24 protein-coding genes are annotated in these 15594 nt (G+C 63.1%); all 24 read left to right on the plus strand.

Annotated elements, in window-relative coordinates:
- The first annotated feature begins 24 nt into the window (after positions 1–24).
- Positions 25–2118, plus strand: coding sequence for an elongation factor G (gene fusA, locus K9B35_RS04025; RefSeq protein WP_224920536.1), 2094 nt, complete (start codon positions 25–27; stop codon positions 2116–2118).
- Positions 2119–2281: 163 nt separating this feature from the next.
- Positions 2282–3478 (plus strand): elongation factor Tu, encoded by a 1197-nt coding sequence (gene tuf, locus K9B35_RS04030; RefSeq protein WP_224920537.1) that lies wholly within the window; start codon positions 2282–2284, stop codon positions 3476–3478.
- Between the two features lie 679 nt (positions 3479–4157).
- Entirely contained in the window at positions 4158–4466 is a 309-nt protein-coding gene (gene rpsJ, locus K9B35_RS04035) for a 30S ribosomal protein S10 (protein ID WP_066664400.1), read from the plus strand.
- A gap of 283 nt (positions 4467–4749) precedes the next feature.
- The gene (gene rplC, locus K9B35_RS04040; protein ID WP_224920538.1) at positions 4750–5508 is read left to right on the plus strand and encodes a 50S ribosomal protein L3; all 759 of its coding nucleotides are present in this window, start codon (positions 4750–4752) and stop codon (positions 5506–5508) included.
- 2 nt (positions 5509–5510) lie between these two features.
- Positions 5511–6125 (plus strand): 50S ribosomal protein L4, encoded by a 615-nt coding sequence (rplD, locus tag K9B35_RS04045; protein ID WP_224920539.1) that lies wholly within the window; start codon positions 5511–5513, stop codon positions 6123–6125.
- Complete coding sequence (locus tag K9B35_RS04050; protein WP_224920540.1) at positions 6118–6432, plus strand: 50S ribosomal protein L23; 315 nt, start codon at positions 6118–6120, stop codon at positions 6430–6432. The genes rplD and K9B35_RS04050 overlap by 8 nt, the downstream gene beginning before the upstream one ends.
- Position 6433: 1 nt before the next feature.
- On the plus strand, positions 6434–7285 hold the full coding sequence (gene rplB, locus K9B35_RS04055; RefSeq protein ID WP_224920541.1) for a 50S ribosomal protein L2: 852 nt from the start codon (positions 6434–6436) through the stop codon (positions 7283–7285).
- A 3-nt stretch (positions 7286–7288) separates the two neighbouring features.
- The gene (rpsS, locus tag K9B35_RS04060; RefSeq protein WP_224920542.1) at positions 7289–7567 is read left to right on the plus strand and encodes a 30S ribosomal protein S19; all 279 of its coding nucleotides are present in this window, start codon (positions 7289–7291) and stop codon (positions 7565–7567) included.
- Position 7568: 1 nt separating this feature from the next.
- Positions 7569–7949, plus strand: coding sequence for a 50S ribosomal protein L22 (gene rplV, locus K9B35_RS04065; RefSeq protein ID WP_224920543.1), 381 nt, complete (start codon positions 7569–7571; stop codon positions 7947–7949).
- A complete protein-coding gene (gene rpsC, locus K9B35_RS04070) occupies positions 7949–8656 on the plus strand; it encodes a 30S ribosomal protein S3 (RefSeq protein WP_224920544.1) in 708 nt (235 codons plus the stop codon). The genes rplV and rpsC overlap by 1 nt, the downstream gene beginning before the upstream one ends.
- A gap of 12 nt (positions 8657–8668) precedes the next feature.
- A complete protein-coding gene (gene rplP, locus K9B35_RS04075) occupies positions 8669–9100 on the plus strand; it encodes a 50S ribosomal protein L16 (RefSeq protein WP_224920545.1) in 432 nt (143 codons plus the stop codon).
- A 3-nt stretch (positions 9101–9103) separates the two neighbouring features.
- Positions 9104–9307 (plus strand): 50S ribosomal protein L29, encoded by a 204-nt coding sequence (rpmC, locus tag K9B35_RS04080; protein ID WP_224920546.1) that lies wholly within the window; start codon positions 9104–9106, stop codon positions 9305–9307.
- 13 nt (positions 9308–9320) lie between these two features.
- Positions 9321–9590 (plus strand): 30S ribosomal protein S17, encoded by a 270-nt coding sequence (gene rpsQ / locus K9B35_RS04085; protein WP_066574429.1) that lies wholly within the window; start codon positions 9321–9323, stop codon positions 9588–9590.
- Between the two features lie 79 nt (positions 9591–9669).
- A complete protein-coding gene (gene rplN / locus K9B35_RS04090; protein ID WP_066574426.1) occupies positions 9670–10038 on the plus strand; it encodes a 50S ribosomal protein L14 in 369 nt (122 codons plus the stop codon).
- Positions 10038–10349 (plus strand): 50S ribosomal protein L24, encoded by a 312-nt coding sequence (gene rplX, locus K9B35_RS04095; protein WP_224920547.1) that lies wholly within the window; start codon positions 10038–10040, stop codon positions 10347–10349. The genes rplN and rplX overlap by 1 nt, the downstream gene beginning before the upstream one ends.
- Positions 10349–10933, plus strand: coding sequence for a 50S ribosomal protein L5 (rplE, locus tag K9B35_RS04100; protein ID WP_224920548.1), 585 nt, complete (start codon positions 10349–10351; stop codon positions 10931–10933). Before rplX ends, rplE begins: the two co-directional genes overlap by 1 nt.
- A 19-nt stretch (positions 10934–10952) precedes the next feature.
- Positions 10953–11258 (plus strand): 30S ribosomal protein S14, encoded by a 306-nt coding sequence (rpsN, locus tag K9B35_RS04105; RefSeq protein WP_224920549.1) that lies wholly within the window; start codon positions 10953–10955, stop codon positions 11256–11258.
- Between the two features lie 11 nt (positions 11259–11269).
- Complete coding sequence (gene rpsH, locus K9B35_RS04110; RefSeq protein ID WP_224920550.1) at positions 11270–11665, plus strand: 30S ribosomal protein S8; 396 nt, start codon at positions 11270–11272, stop codon at positions 11663–11665.
- Positions 11665–12198, plus strand: coding sequence for a 50S ribosomal protein L6 (gene rplF / locus K9B35_RS04115; RefSeq protein ID WP_224920551.1), 534 nt, complete (start codon positions 11665–11667; stop codon positions 12196–12198). The genes rpsH and rplF overlap by 1 nt, the downstream gene beginning before the upstream one ends.
- Positions 12198–12554, plus strand: a complete 357-nt coding sequence (gene rplR / locus K9B35_RS04120) for a 50S ribosomal protein L18 (RefSeq protein WP_224920552.1) — start codon at positions 12198–12200, stop codon at positions 12552–12554. Before rplF ends, rplR begins: the two co-directional genes overlap by 1 nt.
- A 1-nt stretch (position 12555) precedes the next feature.
- The gene (rpsE, locus tag K9B35_RS04125) at positions 12556–13272 is read left to right on the plus strand and encodes a 30S ribosomal protein S5 (protein ID WP_224920553.1); all 717 of its coding nucleotides are present in this window, start codon (positions 12556–12558) and stop codon (positions 13270–13272) included.
- Between the two features lie 5 nt (positions 13273–13277).
- Positions 13278–13457, plus strand: coding sequence for a 50S ribosomal protein L30 (gene rpmD / locus K9B35_RS04130; RefSeq protein ID WP_224920554.1), 180 nt, complete (start codon positions 13278–13280; stop codon positions 13455–13457).
- 119 nt (positions 13458–13576) lie between these two features.
- Complete coding sequence (gene rplO, locus K9B35_RS04135; RefSeq protein WP_224920555.1) at positions 13577–14113, plus strand: 50S ribosomal protein L15; 537 nt, start codon at positions 13577–13579, stop codon at positions 14111–14113.
- Positions 14114–14229: 116 nt separating this feature from the next.
- Positions 14230–15594, plus strand: coding sequence for a preprotein translocase subunit SecY (gene secY, locus K9B35_RS04140; protein ID WP_224920556.1), 1365 nt, complete (start codon positions 14230–14232; stop codon positions 15592–15594).

The raw sequence follows: 15594 nt of genomic DNA on the forward strand, positions 1-15594 counted from the left end.
CCATATCCTTAAGGAACCACGATCATGGCCCGCAGCCATCCGCTCGATCGCTATCGCAATATCGGCATCATGGCGCACATCGACGCCGGTAAGACGACGACGACTGAGCGTATCCTCTATTACACCGGCAAGTCCTACAAGATCGGCGAAGTGCATGAAGGCACCGCGACGATGGACTGGATGGAGCAGGAGCAGGAGCGCGGGATCACGATCACGTCGGCGGCCACCACCTGCAAGTGGAAGGCCGAGGACGGCAATGGCCCCGAGCATCTGATCAACATCATCGACACCCCGGGCCACGTCGACTTCACGATTGAAGTCGAGCGTTCGCTGCGCGTGCTCGACGGCGCGGTCGCGTGCTTCGACGGCGTTGCCGGCGTTGAGCCGCAGTCGGAAACCGTGTGGCGTCAGGCTGACAAGTACGGCGTGCCGCGCATGTGCTTCGTCAACAAGCTCGACCGCACCGGCGCCGACTTCTATTTCTGCGTCGATTCGATCATCGAGCGTCTCGGCGCGCGTCCTGCGGTGCTGTATCTGCCGATCGGCATCGAGGGCGGGTTCAAGGGCCTGGTCGACCTGGTCAACAACCGCGCGATCATCTGGCTCGAAGAGTCGCTGGGCGCGAAGTTCGAATATCAGGACATTCCTGCGGACATGGCCGAAAAGGCCGCCAAGTATCGCAGCGAGCTGATCGAAATGGCCGTCGAGCAGGACGATGCGCTGATGGAAGCGTATCTGGAAGGCAATGAGCCGTCGGTCGCCGACCTCAAGAAGCTGATCCGCAAGGGTACGCTGGCGATGTCGTTCGTTCCGATCGTTTGCGGTTCGGCGTTCAAGAACAAGGGCGTTCAGCCGCTGCTCGACGCCGTGGTCGACTATCTGCCTTCGCCGCTCGACATTCCGGACGTTCAGGGCGTGAAGCTCGACGGCGAGACCCCGGATTCGCGTCCGCCGGCCGACGATGCACCGCTCTCGCTGCTCGCGTTCAAGATCATGAACGACCCGTTCGTCGGCTCGCTCACCTTCGCCCGCATCTATTCGGGTACGCTGACCAAAGGCAGCTATCTGAACTCGGTGAAGGACAAGAAGGAAAAGATCGGGCGTATGCTCCTTATGCACGCGAACTCGCGTGAGGACATTGATGAGGCGCGTGCAGGCGACATCGTTGCGATCGCGGGCCTCAAGGAGACCACGACCGGCGACACGCTGTGCGATACCGCGCATCCGATCATTCTCGAGCGGATGGAATTCCCCGAGCCGGTGATCGAGCTGTCGGTGGAGCCGAAGACCAAGGCCGACCAGGAAAAGATGGGCCTCGCGCTCAACCGCCTGGCTGCCGAGGATCCTTCGTTCCGCGTTTCGACCGACCATGAGTCGGGCCAGACCATCATCAAGGGCATGGGCGAGCTCCATCTCGAGATCCTGGTCGATCGCATGAAGCGCGAGTTCAAGGTCGAGGCGAATGTCGGCGCGCCGCAGGTGGCGTATCGCGAATACCTCAAGAAGCCGGTCGATATCGACTACACCCACAAGAAGCAGTCGGGCGGCACCGGCCAGTTTGGCCGCGTCAAGGTCAAGCTGACTCCGGGTGAGCGCGGTTCGGGCTTCGTCTTCAAGGACGAGATCAAGGGCGGTAACATTCCGAAGGAATATATCCCGGCGATCGAAAAGGGCTTCCGTGAGACGGCACTGACCGGTTCGCTGGTCGGCTTCCCGATCATCGACTTCGAAGTGCTGCTGTATGACGGCGCGTACCATGACGTCGACTCGTCGGCGCTGGCGTTCGAAATCTGTGCCCGCGCTGCGATGCGCGAAGCGGCGCAGAAGTCGGGCATCACGCTGCTCGAGCCGGTGATGAAGGTTGAGGTCGTGACCCCCGAGGACTATCTTGGTGACGTCATCGGCGACATCAACAGCCGTCGTGGTCAGATCCAGGGCACCGACAGCCGTGGTAACGCGCAGACCGTCGACGCGATGGTCCCGCTGGCCAACATGTTCGGTTACGTGAACCAGCTCCGCTCGTTCACGCAGGGACGCGCGCAGTACAGCATGCAGTTCTCGCATTATGACGAAGTGCCGCCGAACGTGGCCGAGGAAGTGAAGGCGAAGCTGGCGTAATCTGTTTGGGGGATGCGCCGTTGGCGCATCCGCGGTGCCGGCCCGCTCCGGCACCGCAGCCCAAGCCGACTAAGGCTGGCGTTATCTAGAAACAGCCGTTATGGGGCCGCGTTCGCGTGGCGCCGTGAAGGCCGCGAATCAGAATCCAGAAGGTAGGAAACTAATGGCGAAGGCAAAGTTTGAGCGGAACAAGCCGCATCTCAACATCGGCACCATCGGTCACGTCGATCACGGCAAGACCTCGCTGACGGCGGCGATCACGAAGATCCTGGCAGAGAACGTCGCGGGCAACGCAGCGGTTGACTTCGCCAACATCGATAAGGCTCCGGAAGAGCGCGAGCGCGGCATCACCATCTCGACCGCACACGTCGAGTACGAGACCGAGTCGCGTCACTACGCGCACGTCGATTGCCCCGGCCACGCCGACTATGTGAAGAACATGATCACCGGCGCGGCGCAGATGGACGGCGCGATCCTGGTCGTGTCGGCCACCGACGGCCCGATGCCGCAGACCAAGGAGCACATCCTGCTCGCCAAGCAGGTCGGCGTTCCCACCATGGTCGTCTTCCTGAACAAGGTTGATCTGGTCGACGACGAGGAAATCCTCGAGCTGGTCGAAATGGAAATCCGCGAAGAACTGTCGCGTCGTGAATTCGACGGCGACAATATTCCGATTATCCGCGGTTCGGCGACCTGCGCCCTGTCGGGTTCGAACGACACGCTGGGCAAGGACGCGATCCTCGCGCTCATGGCCGCTGTCGACGAGTCGATCCCGCAGCCGGAGCGTCCGCTGGACAAGCCGTTCATGATGCCGATCGAAGACGTGTTCTCGATCTCGGGTCGCGGCACCGTGGTCACCGGCCGCGTCGAGACCGGCGTTGTGAAGGTTGGCGAGGAAGTTGAGATCGTCGGCATCCAGCCGACCGTCCGCAAGACCACCGTGACCGGCGTCGAAATGTTCCGCAAGCTGCTCGACCAGGGCCAGGCAGGCGATAACATCGGCGCGCTGATCCGCGGCGTTGCACGTGACGAAGTCGAGCGCGGCCAGGTTCTGGCCAAGCCGGGTTCGATCACCCCGCACACCGACTTCCAGTCGTCGGTGTACGTCCTGTCGAAGGACGAGGGTGGCCGTCACACGCCGTTCTTCGCGAACTATCGTCCGCAGTTCTACTTCCGCACCACCGACGTCACCGGCACGATCGAGCTGCCTGAGGGCACCGAGATGGTCATGCCGGGCGACGAAGTCGCGCTGGGCGTGAAGCTGATCGCGCCGATCGCAATGGACATCGGCCAGCGCTTCACGATCCGCGAAGGCGGCCGCACCGTCGGTGCAGGCGTCGTCGCTTCGATCGACAAGTAATCGACGCCCGCAAGGGCTGAGAATGAAGAGCCCGGCTTCCCCCAAGGGAGGCCGGGCTTTTTGTTTTGAGTGCTCTGGGCCAAAGATCCGAGCATTGCCGCCGGAGCGCTACTCGGACATCGTGCAACGGATGAAACTGCAATCAGCCTTGCTGGCGGCGATGGGGCTCGCGGTGCTTGGAGGCTGCAAGCAGCGTGAGGCGACCTACGCAGCCGACTGTGCAACGCCTCCCGCCCATTGGGGACGGGAGAAGGACGGCATAGGCCACCTGCGTGTTGCGCAACCGATCTATCTTATGACGGACGGGTCGGTGGTGTGGAATAAGGCGCTGATCTCAGATGGGGTCCTGTCTCGCTACATGGATCAGATGTCTGGCATGAATCCGGAGCCACATGCTGTCCTGGTAGCATCGCCCGCTGCGAGCTGTGACCGAGTGGCAAGAATTCGCGAAATCATGGATGCCTCTGAACTCTGCAAGGGACCGCATTCGCTTTGCAGTGAAGGATGGAGCGTTACGCAGTGGCCCGTTGCCGGCGGTCCATAGTCTCGCCGCGAAATTTCTGCCCCGCACCCCCTTGCCATTCCCCGGCTTCCGCTGTAGTGGCCCGCCTTCGTTTTAGCGTATGAACCAGCAAGAGGCGTGTTTCACGCGCCCCGCTCTTTCGCATCGGTAGGGACTATGGACAACAATATCCGCATCCGCCTGAAGGCGTTCGACCACCGCGTGCTCGATCAGGCCGCAAGCGACATCGCCGACACCGCGCGCCGCACTGGCGCGATGATCCGTGGCCCGATCCCGCTCCCGACCCACATCGACAAGTTCACGGTCAACCGTGGCCCGCACATCGACAAGAAGTCGCGTGAGCAGTTCGAGACGCGCACCTACAAGCGCCTGCTCGACATCGTTCAGCCCACCGCCCAGACCGTTGACGCGCTGATGAAGCTCGACCTCGCCGCTGGCGTTGACGTGGAGATCAAGCTGGCCTAAAGGCCGCGCTCTCCCAACGAGATTCGCGATTCCATTGGAGTCGCGCAGGGCTGGCCGGATCGATCCCGATCCGATGATCCGACCCGGAGCGAAAGCTCAAACGACATAGGGATACCGCCGGGTCAGGCTCCGCAAGGAAAATGGCTCGGGCCTGCGTCCCCCGTCTTTTTCACCTTCGGGTGGGAATTCAGCCCGGACGGGGGCTCGTACTGCATATTTGGGCTGAAGCACGCACCCTTCGGAATGGTCCGCGGGGTGCCTCTGTATTGAGGAGCAACAGATCATGCGCACTGGCGTGATCGCGAAGAAGCTGGGGATGACCCGCCTGTTCAAGGACGATGGCCGCCACGTGCCGGTTACCGTCCTGAGCCTCGAAGGGCTGCAGGTTGTCTCGGTTCGCGAAAAAGATCGTGACGGCTACACCGCCGTCCAGCTTGGCGCAGGAAGCGCCAAGGCAAAGAATGTCGCAAAGCCGCAGCGCGGCCAGTTCGGCAAGGCCGAAGTGGAGCCCAAGGCGGTCCTCGCGGAATTCCGCGTTGACGAAGATGGTCTGCTTGACGTGGGCGCCGAGATTTCGGCCGACCATTATGTCGCAGGCCAGTATGTCGATATCCAGGGCAAGACCCAGGGTAAGGGCTTCCAGGGCGGCATGAAGCGCTGGGGCTTCGGTGGTATGCGCGCGACGCACGGCGTCTCGATCAGCCACCGTGCACTCGGTTCGACCGGTCAGCGCCAGGATCCGGGCAAGGTCTTCAAGAACAAGAAGATGGCCGGCCACATGGGCGACAAGTTCCGCACGCAGCAGAATCTCGAAATCGTCGGCACCGACGTCGAGCGCGGCCTGATCTTCGTCAAGGGCTCGGTCCCTGGCTCGAAGGGCGGCTGGCTCTACGTCAAGGATGCGGTCAAGGTCGCGCGTCACGCCGACGCGCCGTTCCCCGCCGGCATCAAGAGTGCTGCCAACACCAACGACACCGCTGCAGCGGACACCCCGGCCGATACGGCTGAGGCACCTGCGGCGACCGACGGCCAGGAGGGCTGAACGTGAAGGTCAAGGTTCAAACCCTCGACGCCAAGGCGTCGGGCGATATCGAGCTGAAGGACGAAGTCTTCGGTCTCGAGCCGCGCGCCGACATCCTGCACCGCGTCGTCACCTGGCAGCTGTGGAATCGCCGTGGCACCGCACGTCCGACGCGTGAGCGTTCGGAAGTGTCGCGCACCGGCAAGAAGTTCGGTCGTCAGAAGGGCGGCGGTACCGCTCGTCACGGCGATCGCGCAGCCCCGATCTTCATCGGCGGTGGTAAGGCTCACGGCGCCCGTCTCCGTGACTTTAACAGCTCGCTGAACAAGAAGATTCGCGCGCTGGGCCTGAAGATGGCGCTGTCGAGCCACGCCAAGGCGGGTTCGCTGATCGTCCTCGACGGGTTCGAGGCGAGCAAGACGGCGGCACTCAAGGACCAGCTCGCTGGCCTCAACGTCGGCAAGAAGACGCTGGTGATCGACGGTGAAGCTGGCGACGGCTTCCTCGCAGCACGCAACCTGGTGGGCGTCAACGTCCTCCCGGCAGTCGGCGCCAACGTCTATGACATCCTGAAGCACGACACGCTGGTCCTGACCCGCGCTGCCGTCGAAAAGCTGGAGGCGCGCTTCAATGGCTAAGAAGCAGGAGCAGATCGACATCCGTCATTATGACGTGATTGTCGCGCCGCACATCACCGAGAAGTCGACCCTGGTCTCCGAGCACAACGCGGTGGTCTTCAAGGTCGCCGGTGAAGCGACCAAGCCGCAGATCAAGGCTGCGGTCGAGGCAATCTTCGGCGTTGGTGTCACCGCGGTGAACACGATCGTCCAGAAGGGCAAGACGAAGCGCTGGAAGGGCAAGCCCTACACGCGCAGCGACATCAAGAAGGCGATCGTCACGCTGAAGGACGGCGATTCGATCGACGTCACGCAGGGGGTCAACTGACATGGCTCTGAAGAATTATAACCCGACCTCGCCGGCGCGGCGTGGCCTGATCCTGGTGGACCGTTCGGGTCTGCACAAGGGCGGCCCCGTCAAGGCGCTGACCGAAGGCAAGCGCAAGACCGGTGGCCGCAACAACAAGGGCCATGTGACCTCGCGCGGCATCGCGGGTGGCCACAAGCAGCGTTACCGCATCATCGACTTCAAGCGTCGGCTGTGGGACGTCGAAGGCACCGTGGAGCGGATCGAGTATGATCCCAACCGCACCGCCTTCATCGCGCTGATCAACTATGGTGACACGCCGGAAGGCAAGGCCAATGTCGCGTACATCATTGCTCCCCAGCGCCTCGGCGTTGGCGACAAGGTGATCGCCGGCAAGAAGACCGACGTGAAGCCGGGCAACGCCATGGAGCTGGGCCAGATGCCGGTAGGCACCATCGTCCACAATGTGGAGATGAAGCCAGGCAAGGGTGGTCAGATCGCACGTTCGGCAGGCACTTATGTGCAGGTCGTCGGTCGTGATCGCGGCATGGTGATCGTTCGCCTGAACTCGGGCGAGCAGCGCTACATCCGTGCGGACTGCATGGGCACCGTTGGCGCCGTGTCGAACCCCGACAATGGCAACACCAACCTCGCCAAGGCTGGCCGCAACCGCTGGAAGGGCATCCGCCCGCTGACCCGCGGTGTCGCCAAGAACCCGGTCGACCATCCGCACGGCGGTGGTGAAGGCCGGACCTCGGGCGGCCGTCATCCGGTCACCCCGTGGGGCAAGCCGACCAAGGGTGCGCGCACCCGTCACAACAAGGCGACGGATAAGTTCATTATCCGCAGCCGCCACGCGAAGAAGAAGGGCTAACCTATGGCTCGCTCCGTTTGGAAGGGTCCGTTCGTGGACCTCCACCTCCTGAAGAAGGCGGAAGTCGCTCAGGAGAGCTCGGGCCGTAGCGGTCCGATCAAGACCTGGTCGCGTCGTTCGACCATCCTGCCGCAGTTCGTCGGCCTGACCTTCAGCGTCTACAACGGCCGCAAGTTCGTGCCGGTGTCGGTCAATGAAGACATGGTCGGCATGAAGCTGGGCGAGTTCGCCCCGACCCGGTTCTTCCCGGGCCACGCGGCCGACAAGAAGGGTAAGCGCTAACATGTCGAAGCCCAAGGCTCCCCGTCGCGTTGGCGACACTGAGGCGCTGTCGGTTGGCACGCAGATCCGTGGTTCGGCGCAGAAGCTGAACCTGGTTGCTGGCCTGATCCGCGGCAAGCGTGCCGGTGACGCACTCAACATCCTCTCCTTCAGCACGAAGGCGATGGCGGTTGACGCGCGCAAGGTGCTGGCTTCGGCCATCGCCAATGCCGAGAACAACCACAACCTCGACGTCGATGCACTCGTCGTCGCCGAGGCGTCGGTCGGCAAGTCGATCACCATGAAGCGGTTCCACACCCGTGGTCGCGGCAAATCGACGCGCATCCTGAAGCCGTTCAGCCGTCTGCGCATCGTGGTGCGCGAAGTGCAGGAAGAAGCATAATGGGTCACAAGAGCAACCCGATCGGTCTGCGCCTGCAGATCAACCGCACCTGGGACAGCCGCTGGTTCGCAGAAGGCGCCGACTATGGCCGCCTTCTTCTTGAAGACCTCAAGATGCGCCAGTTCATCATGAAGACGCTGCCGCAGGCGGCGATCTCCAAGGTGGTGATCGAGCGTCCGGCCAAGCTGTGCCGCGTCAGCATCTTTGCTGCACGTCCCGGCGTGATCATCGGCAAGAAGGGCACGGACATCGAAAAGCTTCGCAAGAAGCTTGCTTCGATGACCAGCTCGGACGTGTCGCTGAACATCGTCGAGATCCGCAAGCCGGAAGTCGATGCCAAGCTCGTTGCGCAGGGCATTGCGGATCAGCTGGAGCGCCGCATCGCGTTCCGTCGCGCCATGAAGCGCGCCGTTCAGTCGGCGATGCGTCTGGGCGCGGAAGGCATCCGGATCAACTGTGGTGGCCGTCTGGGCGGCGCGGAAATCGCGCGTTCGGAATGGTATCGTGAAGGCCGCGTTCCGCTGCACACGCTGCGCGCGAACGTCGATCACGCCACCGCCGAAGCGCACACCGCCTATGGCGTGTGCGGCGTCAAGGTCTGGATCTTCAAGGGCGAGATCCTGGGCCATGATCCGATGGCGACCGATCGCCTGAACATGGAATCGCAGACGTCGGGCGTTCGCCCTGCGCGCGATGACCGTCGCTAAGGGTTAGAGACAATGTTGCAACCGAAGCGCACCAAGTTCCGCAAGGCCTTCAAGGGCCGGATCAAGGGTGAGACCAAGGGCGGCGCGACGCTGAACTTCGGGTCGTACGGCCTGAAGGCGATGGAGCCGGAGCGGATCACCGCACGCCAGATCGAGGCGGCTCGCCGTGCGATCACGCGCCACATCAAGCGTCAGGGCCGTTTGTGGATCCGCATTTTCCCGGATCTGCCGGTGTCGAGCAAGCCTGCCGAAGTCCGCATGGGCTCGGGCAAGGGTGCCCCTGAGTATTGGGCAGCGCGCGTTGCGCCTGGCCGCATCCTGTTCGAGCTGGACGGCGTTCCCGGCCCGCTCGCTGCAGAAGCGTTCGAGCGTGCGGCGATGAAGCTGCCGATCAAGACCAAGGTCGTGGCCCGCCTCGGCGACACGTCGCACCTGGAGGGTTAAGAGATGACCAAGGCAACCGATCTGCGCGCCAAGAGCGACGATCAGCTGGGCGACGAGCTGGGCAACCTGAAGCGCGAGGCATTCAACCTGCGTTTCCAGGCGGCGACCAGCCAGCTCGAAAAGCCGAGCCGCGTGAAGGAAGTCCGCAAGGACATCGCCCGCATCAAGACGCTGCAGAACGAGCGTTCGCGCTCGGCTGCGAAGTAAGAGGACAACGAACATGCCGAAGCGCGTGCTGACCGGGCAGATCGTGTCCGACAAGGGCGACAAGACGGTGGTCGTGAACGTGGAGCGCAAGGTCAAGCACCCGCTCTACGGCAAGATCATCCGGCGCTCGAAGAAGTATCACGCCCATGACGAGGCGAACGAGTATAAGGCGGGCGAGACCGTGCGGATCGAAGAGACCGCGCCGATCAGCAAGCTGAAGACCTGGAAGGTGATCGAGCGGGTTAACACCCACGCGACCCCCGAGCGGGCCGACATCGCTTAAGACCTCGCAAGGGTCTCAAGAGTTCAACTGGAACCCCCGGAACATGTTCCGGTAGGCCAAGAGAGAAGGAACCGGATCAATGATCCAGATGCAGTCCAATCTCGACGTCGCTGACAACAGCGGCGCGAAGCGGGTGCAGTGCATCAAGGTGCTGGGCGGGTCGAAGCGTCGCTTCGCCGGCGTCGGCGACGTCATCGTCGTCAGCATCAAGGAAGCACAGCCCCGCGGCAAGGTGAAGAAGGGTGACGTGCACCGTGCCGTCATCGTCCGCACCGCCAAGGACGTCCGCCGCGCCGATGGCTCGGTGATCCGCTTCGACGGCAATGCTGCCGTCCTGGTCAACAAGAACGAGGAGCCGATCGGCACTCGTATTTTTGGCCCGGTGGTCCGCGAGCTTCGCTCGAAGGGCTTCATGAAGATCATTTCGCTCGCCCCTGAGGTGCTGTGATGGCTGCTGCCAAGATCAAGAAGGGCGACCAGGTCATCGTCCTGTCCGGCAAGGACAAGGGCAAGACCGGTGAAGTCGTCAAGTCGATGCCGAAGGCCGACAAGGTCGTCGTGTCGGGCGTGAACATCGCCGTGCGTCACACCAAGCCGAGCCAGGGCGACCCGCAGGGTGGCCTGAAGCGCGCCGAGGCTCCGCTGCACGTGTCGAATGTCGCGCATGTGACGAAGGACGGCAAGGCGACCCGCGTCCGCTTCGAGGAGCGTGACGGCAAGAAGGTCCGCGTTGCGGTCAAGACCGGGGATGTCATCTGATGGCTGATACCTACACCCCCCGCATGAAGTCGAAGTACGATGCGGAAATCGCCAAGGCGATGACCGAGAAGTTCGGCTATAAGAATGCGATGGAAGTGCCGAAGATCTCGAAGATCGTGCTCAACATGGGCGTCGGCGAAGCGACCCAGGACAAGAAGAAGGTCGAGCAGGCAGCTTCCGAGATGGAGCTGATTGCTGGCCAGAAGCCTGTCGTGACCAAGGCCAAGAAGTCGATCGCGCAGTTCAAGCTGCGTGAAGGCATGGCGATCGGTTGCAAGGTGACGCTGCGTCGTGAGCGTATGTACGAGTTCCTCGACCGCTTCATCACCATCGCGCTGCCGCGCGTGCGCGATTTCCGTGGCCTGAACGACAAGTCGTTCGACGGCCGTGGCAACTACGCCTGCGGCATCAAGGAACAGATCGTGTTCCCCGAGATCAACTATGACCGCATCGACAAGGTGCGCGGCATGGACGTGATCGTGACCACCACCGCCAAGACCGACGAGGAAGCTCGCGAGCTTCTCCGTCTCTTCGGTTTCCCGTTCCCCATCGAGGCGGACGGTGAAGCGAAGCAGGCCGCGTAAGGGAAAGAGAACTTAAGTCATGGCGAAACTGAGTTCCGTGCTCAAGAACGAGCGTCGCAAGCAGCTGGTGAAGAAGTACGCCGGCCGCTACGCGAAGCTTAAGGCGATTGCGAACGACAAGTCGCTCGATGAGACCGAGCGTCTGATCGCGCGCTTGAAGATGGCCGAGATTCCCCGCAACGGGAACCCGACCCGCATTCGCAACCGGTGCGAGCTGACCGGCCGTCCGCGCGGTTACTACCGCAAGTTCCGTCTCGCACGTGTCATGCTGCGCGATCTGGCCAACAAGGGCCTGATCCCGGGTGTCACGAAGTCGAGCTGGTAAGGATCACGAAGATGGCATTGACCGATCCTCTGGGTGATATGCTCACCCGCATCCGCAACGGCCAGCGCGCCCGTAAGGACTCTGTCCTTACTCCGGCAAGCAAGCTGCGTGCGCGTGTCCTCGACGTGCTTCAGCGCGAGGGTTATATCCGTGGCTACAGCGAAGAGCAGATGGGCCCCGCGGCCGGCATCCGCATCGAGCTGAAGTATTTCGAGGGCCAGCCCGCGATCAAGTCGATCGCGCGCGTCTCGAAGCCGGGTCGCCGCGTCTATTCGGGCTCCAAGGAGCTTCCGAAGGTTCGCAACGGCCTGGGCATCACCATCGTTTCGACGCCTCGTGGCGTTCTGTCGGACGCTGAGGCGCGCGACCAGAATGTCGGCGGCGAAGTGCTCGCGGAGGTGTTCTGATGAGCCGCACCGGTAAAAAGCCGATCCCCGTTCCCGCCGGCGTCACCGCCAGCGTCGAAGGCGGCGTCGTGAGCGTCAAGGGCCCCAAGGGTACCCTGACCATGCCTGCGTCGGACGACATCTCGTACGAGATGGGCGAGGGCACCATCACGGTGAAGCCTGCGAACGACACCAAGCGCGCCAAGGCGTTCTGGGGCATGCAGCGCACGCTGGTCCAGAACCTGGTGACCGGTGTGACCGAGGGCTTCTCGAAGAAGCTCCTGATCACCGGCGTCGGCTATCGCGCCAACGCGCAGGGCCGCAAGCTGAAGCTTCAGCTTGGCTATTCGCATGACGTCGATCTCGACGTGCCGGAAGGTGTGGAGGTGAAGACCCCCGACCAGACGACCGTCGAAATCTCGGGCAACGACAAGCAGGCCGTCGGCCAGTTTGCCGCGGAAATTCGTCGCTGGCGTAAGCCTGAGCCCTACAAGGGCAAGGGCATCAAGTACGAGGGCGAGTTCATCTTCCGCAAGGAAGGGAAGAAGAAGTAATGAGCAAGGGTCTCTCTCTCTTCGAGAAGCGGCGTCGCCGCAACCGCACCGCGCTCCGCGCGCGTTCGGGCGGTCGTCCGCGGCTGTCGGTGCATCGCTCGGGCAAGCACATCTATGTGCAGGTGATCGACGACGCCCAGGGCAAGACCCTGGCCGCCGCCTCGACGCTGGACAAGGACGTGCGCGGCACGAATGGCGGCAACGTCGATGCGGCGAAGGCTGTTGGCGCACGCATCGCGGAAGCCGCCAAGCAGGCCGGCGTGACGCAGGTCGTGTTCGACCGTGGCGGGTTCCTGTTCCACGGACGCGTCAAGGCGCTGGCGGATGCCGCGCGTGAAGGCGGATTGGAGTTCTAAGATGGCTGACGAACAGAACCAGACGCCCGTCGAGGGCGCAGCACCCGACGCCGTTGCAGCCGATGCTCCCCGTCGTGGCCGTGGTGGCCGTGGTGGCGACAATCGTGGCGGCGGCGGTGGCCGTGGTCGCGACGGCAATCGTGGTCGCGACAATCGCGGTCGTGGTGGCCCCGGTGCCGACGATGGCGGTGAAGAGCTGATCGAAAAGCTCGTCCACATCAACCGCGTCAGCAAGACGGTTAAGGGCGGTAAGCGCTTCGGCTTTGCGGCGCTGGTCGTCGTGGGCGACGGCAAGGGCCGTGTCGGCTTCGGCCATGGCAAGGCGCGCGAAGTGCCGGAAGCCATTTCGAAGGCGACCGCAGCTGCCAAGAAGAAGATGGTCCGCGTGCCGCTGCGCGAGGGCCGGACGCTTCACCATGACGGCAAGGGTCATTTCGGCGCTGGCAAGGTGACCCTCCGTTCGGCGCCCGCCGGTACCGGCATCATCGCCGGTGGCCCGATGCGCGCCGTGTTCGAGAGCCTGGGCGTTGCCGATGTGGTGACCAAGTCGGTCGGCACTTCGAACCCCTACAACATGATCCGCGCGACCTTCGAGGCACTGGGTGACCAGTATTCGCCGAAGGCAGTGGCCCAGCGTCGCGGCAAGAAGATTGCCGATCTGCTCGGCCGCGGCGGTTCGCAGACCGCCGAGGCTGATGCCGCGGCGATCGTGGAGTAAGCGATATGGCGAAGATCAAGGTAAAGCAGATCGGATCTCCGATCCGCCGGACCAAGGATCAGCGCGCGACGCTGATCGGCCTGGGCCTGAACAAGATGCACAAGGTCAGCGAGCTCGAGGATAGCCCCGAGGTCCGCGGTATGATCCGCAAGCTGCCCCACATGGTCGAGATCGTCGAGGGCTGAGCCCCCGACATCTTTTCCAGGTGACAGAATGAGGGGAGGGGGCTATCGGCCCCCTTTCCGATTTTCCCGGCACGCCGGGAATTTTATCAGCGCGACAAAAGCGAAAGCGAGTGCACGACATGAAGCTGAACGATCTCACTGACAATGAAGGCGCCCGCAAGGGCCGGATGCGCGTCGGACGCGGCATCGGTTCGGGCAAGGGCAAGACCGCAGGCCGCGGCCAGAAGGGTGCCAAGGCACGTTCGGGCGTCGCGATCAACGGCTTCGAGGGCGGTCAGATGCCGCTCCACATGCGCATCCCGAAGCGCGGCTTCAACAACCCGCGCGGCAAGGACTATGCCGAGGTCAATCTGGGCATGATCCAGAAGCTGGTCGACGCCGGCACGCTGACCGCGACCGAGATCGATCATGCGGCCCTGCAGGCTGTTGGCCTCGCGCGCGGTGGCAAGCATGGCGTCCGTCTGCTCGGCAAGGGTGAGTTTTCGGCGAAGCTGAGCTTCACCGTCGCTGGCGCGTCGAAGGGCGCGATCGAGGCGGTCGAGAAGGCTGGCGGCACCGTCACCATCCCGACGATCGTTCCTGCGGCCGACAAGCATGCTGCAAAGCATCGCTCGGTGCAGAAGGTCATCGCCGCCAAGAAGGCCGGAAAGGCCTGACTTAGCTGTGGACGGGGCGATGTAAGCGCATTGCCCTGCTCCGACAGTAACCTATATGGGCGGCGGGGGAGCGGCGAACGCTTCTCCGCCGCTTTGGTTTCCGGGATAATCGTTCAATGGCATCCGCAGCCGATTCAATGGCATCCGGCCTCAACCTGTCCAAGTTCGGACAGGCCACCGAACTCAAGAAGCGCCTGTGGTTCACGCTTGGCGCGTTGATCATCTTCCGGATGCTCAGCTTTGTGCCCCTGCCCGGCGTCGATCCGACGCAGCTGGGTCTGTTGGCCGACCGCACTCAGGGCGGCGTGCTCGACTTCTTCAACACCTTTTCGGGCGGCGCGCTGGAGCGCATGTCGGTGATCGCGCTGGGCGTGATGCCGTACATCACCGCATCGATCGTCGTGCAGCTCGCGACCTCGCTGTCGCCGACGCTCGCCGCGATCAAGAAGGACGGCGAGAGCGGGCGCAAGCGGCTCAACCAATATACGCGCTACGGCACCGTCGCGCTGACCGCGATCCAGGGCTATTTCATCGCCGTCGGCCTTGAGACGCTGGGCGCGACGCAGGGCCTCGCCCCGGTGGTCGAGCCGGGCATGCTGTTCCGTGTGGCCGCAGTCATCTCGCTGATCGGCGGCACGATGTTCCTGATGTGGCTGGGTGAGCAGATCACCAGCCGTGGCGTCGGCAACGGTATCAGCCTGATCATCATGGCCGGCATTGTCGCGCATCTGCCCACGACGCTGGTGCAGCTGTTCGAGGGTGGCCGTTCGGGTTCGATGAACCCGGTGACGCTGGTCGCGATCCTTGCTGCGGTGGCGGGCCTGGTCCTGTTCATCTGCTTCATGGAGCGTGCGCAGCGCCGCATCCTGATCCAGTATCCGAAGCGCCAGACGCAGCGCGGCGTGCAGAGCGAGCGCAGCCATCTGCCGCTCAAGATCAACACTGCGGGCGTGATCCCGCCGATCTTCGCCAGCTCGCTGCTTCTGATGCCGCTGACCGTCAGCCAGTTTGCTGGTCAGGCGCAGAGTGGCGAGAGCTGGGGCGGCGACCTCATCATCACGCTGAACCAGTATCTGCAGCATGGCAGCCTGGTGTACATGCTGCTGTACGGCGCGGGCATCATCTTCTTCTCGTTCTTCTACACCGCGGTTGTGTTCAACCCCGAGGAGACGGCCGAGAATCTGAAGAAGTATGGCGGCTTCATCCCCGGCATTCGCCCGGGCAAGAACACCGAGGCCTATTTCGATTATGTGCTGACGCGCATCACCGTGATCGGCGCGGCGTACCTGACCTTCATCTGCCTTGTGCCGGAATATCTTGTGTCGGCGCTGGCAATCCCCTTCTATCTGGGCGGGACCAGCTTGCTCATCGTCGTCAACGTGACGATGGACACGGTCACGCAGATCCAGTCGCACTTGCTGGCGCACCAGTATGGCGACCTGATCAAGAAGGCGAAGCTGAAGGGTGGCCGTCTGCGCTAA

The sequence above is a fragment of the Sphingomonas sp. R647 genome (assembly GCF_020177055.1).
Classification (GTDB): domain Bacteria; phylum Pseudomonadota; class Alphaproteobacteria; order Sphingomonadales; family Sphingomonadaceae; genus Sphingomonas.

What these genes read in the sequence shown, in the direction of transcription:
- fusA (WP_224920536.1), top strand. Translation starts at nt 25, where the DNA reads ATGGCCCGCAGCCATCCGCTCGATCGCTATCGCAATATCGGCATCATG.
- tuf (WP_224920537.1), top strand. Translation starts at nt 2,282, where the DNA reads ATGGCGAAGGCAAAGTTTGAGCGGAACAAGCCGCATCTCAACATCGGC.
- rpsJ (WP_066664400.1), top strand. Translation starts at nt 4,158, where the DNA reads ATGGACAACAATATCCGCATCCGCCTGAAGGCGTTCGACCACCGCGTG.
- rplC (WP_224920538.1), top strand. Translation starts at nt 4,750, where the DNA reads ATGCGCACTGGCGTGATCGCGAAGAAGCTGGGGATGACCCGCCTGTTC.
- K9B35_RS04050 (WP_224920540.1), top strand. Translation starts at nt 6,118, where the DNA reads ATGGCTAAGAAGCAGGAGCAGATCGACATCCGTCATTATGACGTGATT.
- rplB (WP_224920541.1), top strand. Translation starts at nt 6,434, where the DNA reads ATGGCTCTGAAGAATTATAACCCGACCTCGCCGGCGCGGCGTGGCCTG.
- rpsS (WP_224920542.1), top strand. Translation starts at nt 7,289, where the DNA reads ATGGCTCGCTCCGTTTGGAAGGGTCCGTTCGTGGACCTCCACCTCCTG.
- rplV (WP_224920543.1), top strand. Translation starts at nt 7,569, where the DNA reads ATGTCGAAGCCCAAGGCTCCCCGTCGCGTTGGCGACACTGAGGCGCTG.
- rpsC (WP_224920544.1), top strand. Translation starts at nt 7,949, where the DNA reads ATGGGTCACAAGAGCAACCCGATCGGTCTGCGCCTGCAGATCAACCGC.
- rplP (WP_224920545.1), top strand. Translation starts at nt 8,669, where the DNA reads ATGTTGCAACCGAAGCGCACCAAGTTCCGCAAGGCCTTCAAGGGCCGG.
- rpmC (WP_224920546.1), top strand. Translation starts at nt 9,104, where the DNA reads ATGACCAAGGCAACCGATCTGCGCGCCAAGAGCGACGATCAGCTGGGC.
- rpsQ (WP_066574429.1), top strand. Translation starts at nt 9,321, where the DNA reads ATGCCGAAGCGCGTGCTGACCGGGCAGATCGTGTCCGACAAGGGCGAC.
- rplN (WP_066574426.1), top strand. Translation starts at nt 9,670, where the DNA reads ATGATCCAGATGCAGTCCAATCTCGACGTCGCTGACAACAGCGGCGCG.
- rplX (WP_224920547.1), top strand. Translation starts at nt 10,038, where the DNA reads ATGGCTGCTGCCAAGATCAAGAAGGGCGACCAGGTCATCGTCCTGTCC.
- rplE (WP_224920548.1), top strand. Translation starts at nt 10,349, where the DNA reads ATGGCTGATACCTACACCCCCCGCATGAAGTCGAAGTACGATGCGGAA.
- rpsN (WP_224920549.1), top strand. Translation starts at nt 10,953, where the DNA reads ATGGCGAAACTGAGTTCCGTGCTCAAGAACGAGCGTCGCAAGCAGCTG.
- rpsH (WP_224920550.1), top strand. Translation starts at nt 11,270, where the DNA reads ATGGCATTGACCGATCCTCTGGGTGATATGCTCACCCGCATCCGCAAC.
- rplF (WP_224920551.1), top strand. Translation starts at nt 11,665, where the DNA reads ATGAGCCGCACCGGTAAAAAGCCGATCCCCGTTCCCGCCGGCGTCACC.
- rplR (WP_224920552.1), top strand. Translation starts at nt 12,198, where the DNA reads ATGAGCAAGGGTCTCTCTCTCTTCGAGAAGCGGCGTCGCCGCAACCGC.
- rpsE (WP_224920553.1), top strand. Translation starts at nt 12,556, where the DNA reads ATGGCTGACGAACAGAACCAGACGCCCGTCGAGGGCGCAGCACCCGAC.
- rpmD (WP_224920554.1), top strand. Translation starts at nt 13,278, where the DNA reads ATGGCGAAGATCAAGGTAAAGCAGATCGGATCTCCGATCCGCCGGACC.
- rplO (WP_224920555.1), top strand. Translation starts at nt 13,577, where the DNA reads ATGAAGCTGAACGATCTCACTGACAATGAAGGCGCCCGCAAGGGCCGG.
- secY (WP_224920556.1), top strand. Translation starts at nt 14,230, where the DNA reads ATGGCATCCGCAGCCGATTCAATGGCATCCGGCCTCAACCTGTCCAAG.